The sequence below is a fragment of the Paenibacillus sp. AR247 genome, assembly GCF_002968895.1.
Lineage (GTDB): Bacteria > Bacillota > Bacilli > Paenibacillales > Paenibacillaceae > Paenibacillus_AQ > Paenibacillus_AQ favisporus.
Window position 1 is genome coordinate 145,207 of record NZ_PCZT01000012.1, and the last position, 6,888, is coordinate 152,094.

Here is a 6,888-nt window from a genome sequence, read left to right on the forward strand (position 1 = left end):
CAGGAGGCATGGCTGCCTGTCGATCTGTACATCGGCGGAGCCGAGCATGCGGTGCTTCACCTGCTGTATGCCCGTTTCTGGCATAAATTCCTGTACGACCTCGGTGTCGTCACGACCAAGGAACCGTTCCAGAAGCTGATCAACCAAGGCATGATTCTGGGAACAAACAATGAGAAAATGAGCAAATCGCGCGGCAACGTCATTAACCCGGACGAAATCGTAGAGCAGTTCGGTGCCGACACGCTGCGCGTATACGAAATGTTTATGGGGCCTTTGGAAGCGACCAAGCCTTGGAACGAGAACGGCGTGGAAGGCGCGCACCGCTTCCTCTCCCGCGTGTGGCGCCTGATCGTCAGCGAGGACGGCAGCCTCAGCAGCAAAATTACGGACGGCGATGGCAGCGATGAGTTCAAGCGGACATGGCATAAAACGATCAAGAAAGTGACCGACGACCTGGAGAATCTGCGCTTCAACACCGCGATCAGCCAGCTGATGATTTTCATCAACGAAGCCTACAAAGCGGATGCGCTGCCGCGTCTGGCGATCGAGAACTTCGTGCAGATGCTGTCGCCGCTCGCTCCGCACATCGCGGAAGAGCTTTGGGAGCGTCTGGGCCATCAGGAGAGCATTACTTACGTACCGTGGCCGTCCTATGACGAATCCTGGACCGTGGAATCGGAAGTCGAAATCGTCATTCAGGTCAACGGCAAAATCGTTCAGCGGGCGATGATCGCCAAAGATATGAGCCAGGAAGCCATGCAGGAACATGCCATGTCGCTGCAGAACGTGCAGCAGGCCATTGACGGGAAAACCGTACGTAAGGTCATTGCGGTACCGGGTAAGCTTGTAAACATCGTTGCGAACTAATCGGCACCGGGGCCGCCGAACTGGGCGTCACACTTTTCCAGATCCTCTTTATATTTGCCGTGGGTTGTGGCGATCAGACGGTGAAAGACGCCGGTTAAGCTGCTGTCCAGCAGGGCAAGCGCTTCGGCGGTAATGCCGCCGGGAACGGTTACCCGCTTCTGCAGCTCAAGGGGCGTTAAGCCTCCCTGCGTCAGCAGTTTACCCGTACCGAGGAGCATTTCCCCGGCGATCCACGTCAGTTCGCCGCGGTCCATGCCGGTCGTTTCTACGGCGGCGTTGATCCACTGATCCAGAAAAAAGCTTAAAAAGGCAGGCCCGCAGCTGGATAAATCCGATGTGATCCTGACAAAGGATTCATCGATGATGATGGGCTTGCTGATGGGAGACAGGAGATGCTCGATGAGCTGCCTGTCTTCCTCTTTTATCCGGCTGCCATACATACATAGACAGACGCCGCTTTGAACGCGGTGGGCCACGCTCGGAATGATCTTGGCCACCTTACAGCACAAAGCCGACTCCAAGTGATGGATCTGCACCGGACTCGTGATGGATACCACCATTTGATCGGGCCGAAGCGTGCTCCCGATTTCATCCAGAATTGCTTTAAATTGAAGCGGCTTCACGCACAAAAAGATCAGATCGCTGTTGTGCGCGGTTTCCGCGTTGCTGGTGCATACATGCAGACCGGGGTGTCGCTGCTGGAGCCGGATAACCTTCTCGGGGGTACGGTTGCTGGCATAGACCTGGTTTGGAGCGAGCGAACCCGAATCAATCAGGGCCTCAAGCAGCAGGCTGCCCATGCTGCCGGTTCCGATAAATCCTACCTTCATATAGGTTCCCTCCTTTCGTGCTTCGCAGTAACGACATGATCGTTCCCATTAGTGTATGCGCTATAACTTGGCCACCATGACGGCTAATTCAGCATTATAGAGTTATAAATTTTCAGTGTATGTTATTTTGTACTTCATCTATGGACCGACAGCGAGTCATTTCAAGTCATTTCATAGAATCGGGGTGTCATGTTGTGAAAAGAATATCGGCAGTCGTCAGCATCGTTTGTGCCGTGCTGGGAAGCGGGGCCATTCTGCTGTCAGGAATTCATACAAGCAGCGGCATGGAGCAGTGGCAGCCACTCAACGGCAGGGTTGAAAGCGTTCTGAACGAAAAAACGGGCGGTTCGGCAGGCGAATTGCCTAAAGGCGCCGCGGCAGCGGATGACAAACAAAAGCAGGAGCAAGGTTCTAAGCAGGAAGCCAACCCGGCTGCCAAGCAGGACGCCGTACCCTCGGGATCCGCGCAGGCGAATGTCAGCCGAAATACGACAGATCAAGCGCAGAGTTCGGGAGATGAAGTGGCGGCGGGCCAAGCGGCAAACGGAAGCACTCATTCTGACGCTGAACTTGCGGCGAATGCGGCTTCAGGGCCGGCAGGAACTTCATCCAAGCAGCCACCGCCTGGAGGTTCGGCTGACGCGGTGTCCGGTTCGCAGACAGATGCCGGAGCGCAGGGCAAAAAGGTCAACGTCAATACCGCAGGACTAACGGAGTTGACCGATCTTCCGGGGATCGGTGAGGCCAAGGCCAAAGCCATTCTGGAATACCGCAATCAGCACGGACCGTTCAAATCGGTTGCGGATTTGGACAAGGTCAAAGGCATCGGGCCCAAAATGCTGGAAAAAATGAAGCCGTACATACAGCTGTAGGTGATCCGTTAGGCGCTAAATGCGTTGTCTCCCATGTAGGTATATCGGTAAACGTTTTTCTTGTGATACAATATGTACACATTCTACGGAAATCAGGTGATGGATTCATGACGGTTGATACCCGAAAAGACTGGGACACTTACTTTATGGATATTGCATATATGGTATCGACGCGTTCGCGCTGTTCCCGGCGCCATGTCGGAGCCGTGCTCGTTCAAGGGAAGAAGCTGCTCGGCACCGCGTATAACGGAGCGCCGATGGGCGTGCCTGACTGCTCGGAAGCGGGGTGCATGATCGCTGAGGAGTACGAGCTTGTTGACGTGGACGGGAAGCAGGAAATGGTGAAAAAGCAGCGCTGCGTCCGGACGATTCATGCCGAGCAAAATCTGCTGCTGTTCACCGACCGCATCGACCGGGAAGGCAGCTCCGTCTATGTTACGGACGAGCCCTGCTGGACGTGCGCCAACATGCTGGCGAACAGCGGCGTGACCGAGATCGTGTATCACCGTCCGTATCCTAAGGATACGGAGAAGGTTACGGAAATGATGCGGCAGAAGGGCATTACCTTCCGCCGGCTGCCCGTCTATGAGCCGCCACGGGAAACGGTGATGACGGTAGCGGATTAATTGACAGAAAGACTGAACATACGGTTACACAGGAATATTCGGAAATATGGAATACACCATCATTAGGGGAAGGACCTCTGTCCGCAGCACGGCTGCCGGCAGGGGTCCTTTTTTGGTTTCCGTAAAGAAGGCGCAGGCGAAGTGCGTATGAGAAACCGTCGGAAGCCTATATGTAAAGAAGGGAAGTGTGTGATATGAAACAAAGACCGCTGATCGTATTCACGGTAAGCTGGATCGCCGGCAGCAGCGCAGCGTATGCCTGTTCGGGTTCAAGGCTGCTTCTCCTGATCGCAGGTGCATCGCTGCTGTTGGCAGCGCTCGGTATGTACCGGAGAGACTTCCTCCGGACCGTGATCATCATCTGGTGCGCCTTAGCGGCGTCGGGAGCGTATTGGGAGCTGCAGGAAGCCGCAAATGTATCCAAGCTCCCCGAAGCCCTTCAGGCGGCTGATGCTGCCCAAATGGACGGAGCCAGTGTCCGAATGACAGGCATGATCGCCTCCGCCGTCGAAGTCGACGGGGACCGAGCCGATTTTGTCATGAGCGTTCGACAAGCGGTACCTATCGGTGGGACCGCAGCCAGCGGTAAATCCAACTCACGGGATGCCGGAACGAGTACGGGCAGCGAGCGTGCGGTGTCCGAAAAGGTCATGGTGCAGGTCAAGCTAAAAAGCCAGCAGGAGCAGGAAGCAGCCCGCCAATGGCAGCGGGGGGACCGGTCCGGATTTCCGGCAGCCTCACGCAGCCGCAGAGCGCCCGGAACTTCGGCGGCTTCGATTACCGTCAGTACCTGGTGACCCAGAAAATTCATTGGTTGTTTAAAGCCACCGGAGCCTCCAATGTCCAGGCTTCAGCTCCGTCCGGCTTTGGCATGACCCTTCTTCTACGCTGGAACGATCAGGCGAGGAACGGCCTGAGCGGAATGATCGACCGGATTTTCCAGGAACCCCATGCCGGTTATATGAAGGGGCTGATCATCGGGCTTCAAGACGACCTGGATCCCGAAACCTACGCAGAATTCTCCCAACTGGGCCTGACCCATATTTTGGCGATCTCGGGTATGCACGTCGCCGTGTACGTTGGCTGTTTGCTCTATATCTTTTCCCTGCTGCGCCTCTCCCGTGAAAAATCGCTGCTGCTTGTCATGCTGCTCGTGCCCCTGTACGTTCTTCTGTCAGGAGTCAGTCCGTCCGTCGTGCGGGCGGGGATTATGAGTATGATCGGGCTGTATGCAGCCCGAAAGGGGATGCTGAAGGACGGATTGAACATCCTCAGCGCGGCGGCGCTGCTCATGCTGCTCTGGAATCCATATTATCTGCTGAGCGTAAGCTTCCAGTTGTCGTTTCTCGTGACCAGGGTGATGTATCGCCGGTCTACCTCCTGTACGGAACCGAGAAATACCAGATGAATGAATTTACCTCACTCATGGAGGACCAGCTGCTGCAGAAGGAGGAGCGGGATTTTGCGATCGTACACTATGATCTGGCCGACACCCCGATCCAGGAAGTCGTGGAAGAGGCAGAAATGATTCCTTTTATGGTGCAGCGAAAGCTTATTTTCGTTCGGGACGCAGCCGTATTTACCGCAGGGAAGGACTCAGGCAAAGTCGAACACCGCATGGAATCGCTGCTTGAATACATAGGTAATCCGGCGGAATACAGCGTGCTGATCTTCCTGGTGAACAACGAGAAGCTGGACGAGCGCAAAAAGGTCGTTAAGGCGGTTAAAAGCGCCGGCACGGTGCTTTCCTTTATGCCGATGGGCAGCGACGAGCTGCTGCGGTGGATCGAGAAGAAGGCCAAGCAGCGCGAATGCAGCTTCGCCCCGGGGGCGGCGGAGATGCTGGTCCGCAACGCGGGCACACAGCTGCAGACGCTTGCAGCCGAAGTGGACAAGCTGTGCCTGTATGCTGGCAGCGGCGGTACCGTGACGACGGACATCGTGGACCGGCTGGTGGCGCGGAGCACGGAGCAGAACGTATTTGCCCTCGTTGAGGAGATCGCCAATCTGCGGCTGGATCAGGCGCTGGGCATCTTCTATGAGCTGCTGAAGCAGAAGGAGGAGCCGATCAAAATCGCAGCGCTGATCGCCCGCCAATTCCGCATTATTTTGCAGGTGAAGGACCTCGGCGGCCAAAGCTATTCGCAGCAGCAAATCGCTTCCCAACTGGGACTGCATCCTTATGCGGTCAAGATTGCCGGGGAGCAGGCGCGCAAGTTTCAGCCGAACCAGCTGAAGGCGATCCTCAGCAGGCTCGGAGATCTCGATTACCAGATGAAGACCGGGGCTATTGATAAAGTGCTCGGCCTGGAGCTGTTCCTGCTCAGACTGGCGGGGTAGCGTAACAATCGAATGGATGTGAAAGAGGCACCGTTTTTGCGCTTTGGAGCGTAAGGGCGGTGTTTTTATTTTATCATTCATTCCTTTTAGTCAATACTTTCATAGATTTAAATGCGTTGGAATAAATGAATAAATTTTTTATGATGGGTTTGACATCAGTAAATATTCTCGTCTTTTATAGAGGAAGGAGCTTGCTAATCATGTTCAAACTGATCTATCTGATTGATTTTATCGTCTTGTTTCTCTTGATTGTGATGTGGGCGGTGATCGCGAATCGTTTGAGCCGTCTACCCTACCGGTCCACAAAAAAGGAGCTGCAGCGAAGTATCGCCCGGTTCATGATCCCTTTCTTTATCGCTCAAGGTCTGGTCATTGCCGAAGTCGTCATCCTGTTTTTATTAGGGACGTATGGATGGGAATTTATAAAAGAGAAGGTCCTCCTCACCATGCCGCTGTTCATTCCTTCGGCAATCTCTACGATAGTACCCCTTTTGATGCTGCGCAAGATCACCAGCCGAATACCGGAAAATCTCCAATCCACTGTAGACGAAACGGATCGGAAGATCCTGACCTCACCCGGGCTTATGCTTCCCGTGCAAGCTGCTCTGATCAGTTCGATCGCAGGCTGTTACTTTTCCTATGTTGTTTACCCGTTTGAGTTAAATGTGTTACATGCCGTTATTCTATGGCTGTCCTTCGCTGCGGTTATCGTTGTTTTGTGGTTTCGGCAACAACGCCTCAGCCGAAAACGGGTCAAAGCCAATTATGCGATGACGGTATCTACAAGACTTCAGCATGCGGTAATCTCCAGTGCCTGCCTTGCGATTCTCATTGGCGGCTGGTACGCCTTATCGATGAAAGCGTCCGTACTGCCTGACCATATGAATATGGGCAGCATGGATCACGAAATGGATATGCAAGCGATGAATCATTCCATGAACCATACCAAGAGTAATACCATAAGTAATACCTTGAACGTTAAAGAAATAAGCGTAACCGCATTAACAGGTTCTCAAACCGAGAAAGCAGACCGCCATTTCGAATTGGTCGCCCAGAAGAAGCAAGTGAAATTAAGTTCCGGCAAGACGATGGAGGCCTGGACCTTTAACGGGATTGCTCCGGGGCCGGAATTACGCGTGAAACAAGGGCAGATTGTTGAAGTTGTTTTGAAAAATAAAGATATTGAAGAGGGGGTGACGATTCACTGGCATGGCTATAATGTGCCGAATGCAGAAGACGGAGTTGCCGGGGTGACCCAAGATTCTGTGCCGCCCGGTGGAACGCATGTATACCGCTTCGAAGCCAAACAAGCGGGAACGTATTGGTACCACTCCCATCAACAATCGGCCAAAC

General features: G+C 54.0%; 7 protein-coding genes and 1 pseudogene. 7 read left to right on the plus strand and 1 reads right to left on the minus strand.

Going from position 1 to position 6,888, the window contains the following annotated elements; genetic code table 11:
* Positions 1–867 (plus strand): class I tRNA ligase family protein (locus CPT76_RS21980; protein WP_146116400.1); only part of this gene is annotated, 867 nt, incomplete at its 5' end.
* Here CPT76_RS21980 and comER read toward each other — a convergent pair.
* Entirely contained in the window at positions 864–1,697 is an 834-nt protein-coding gene (gene comER / locus CPT76_RS21985) for a late competence protein ComER (protein WP_105444475.1), read from the minus strand. The genes CPT76_RS21980 and comER overlap by 4 nt on opposite strands.
* A gap of 194 nt (positions 1,698–1,891) precedes the next feature.
* Here comER and CPT76_RS21990 point away from each other — a divergent pair, with 194 nt between their 5' ends.
* The 6 genes and pseudogenes from CPT76_RS21990 to CPT76_RS37655 form a co-directional block, all read left to right on the plus strand.
* Complete coding sequence (locus CPT76_RS21990) at positions 1,892–2,569, plus strand: ComEA family DNA-binding protein (protein ID WP_258168735.1); 678 nt, start codon at positions 1,892–1,894, stop codon at positions 2,567–2,569.
* A gap of 107 nt (positions 2,570–2,676) precedes the next feature.
* The gene (locus CPT76_RS21995) at positions 2,677–3,195 is read left to right on the plus strand and encodes a deoxycytidylate deaminase (protein ID WP_076169763.1); all 519 of its coding nucleotides are present in this window, start codon (positions 2,677–2,679) and stop codon (positions 3,193–3,195) included.
* 323 nt (positions 3,196–3,518) lie between these two features.
* Positions 3,519–3,976 (plus strand): annotated as a pseudogene (locus tag CPT76_RS36750) (ComEC/Rec2 family competence protein); the annotation flags it as partial.
* A 180-nt stretch (positions 3,977–4,156) separates the two neighbouring features.
* Entirely contained in the window at positions 4,157–4,603 is a 447-nt protein-coding gene (locus tag CPT76_RS40295) for a ComEC/Rec2 family competence protein (protein ID WP_258168758.1), read from the plus strand.
* Positions 4,600–5,535 carry a DNA polymerase III subunit delta gene (gene holA, locus CPT76_RS22005; RefSeq protein ID WP_219845457.1) on the plus strand — a complete coding sequence of 312 codons (936 nt, stop codon included), beginning with the start codon at positions 4,600–4,602 and terminating at the stop codon, positions 5,533–5,535. The genes CPT76_RS40295 and holA overlap by 4 nt, the downstream gene beginning before the upstream one ends.
* A 200-nt stretch (positions 5,536–5,735) precedes the next feature.
* Positions 5,736–6,888, plus strand: a 1,153-nt coding sequence (locus tag CPT76_RS37655; RefSeq protein WP_181152994.1) for a multicopper oxidase domain-containing protein, incomplete at its 3' end; no start/stop codon positions are given.

Bases quoted from the DNA above. Each gene is read 5' to 3' on its own strand.
- CPT76_RS21995 (WP_076169763.1), top strand. From the start codon at position 2,677: ATGACGGTTGATACCCGAAAAGACTGGGACACTTACTTTATGGATATT.
- holA (WP_219845457.1), top strand. From the start codon at position 4,600: ATGAATGAATTTACCTCACTCATGGAGGACCAGCTGCTGCAGAAGGAG.
- CPT76_RS40295 (WP_258168758.1), top strand. From the start codon at position 4,157: ATGAAGGGGCTGATCATCGGGCTTCAAGACGACCTGGATCCCGAAACC.
- comER (WP_105444475.1), bottom strand. From the start codon at position 1,697: ATGAAGGTAGGATTTATCGGAACCGGCAGCATGGGCAGCCTGCTGCTT.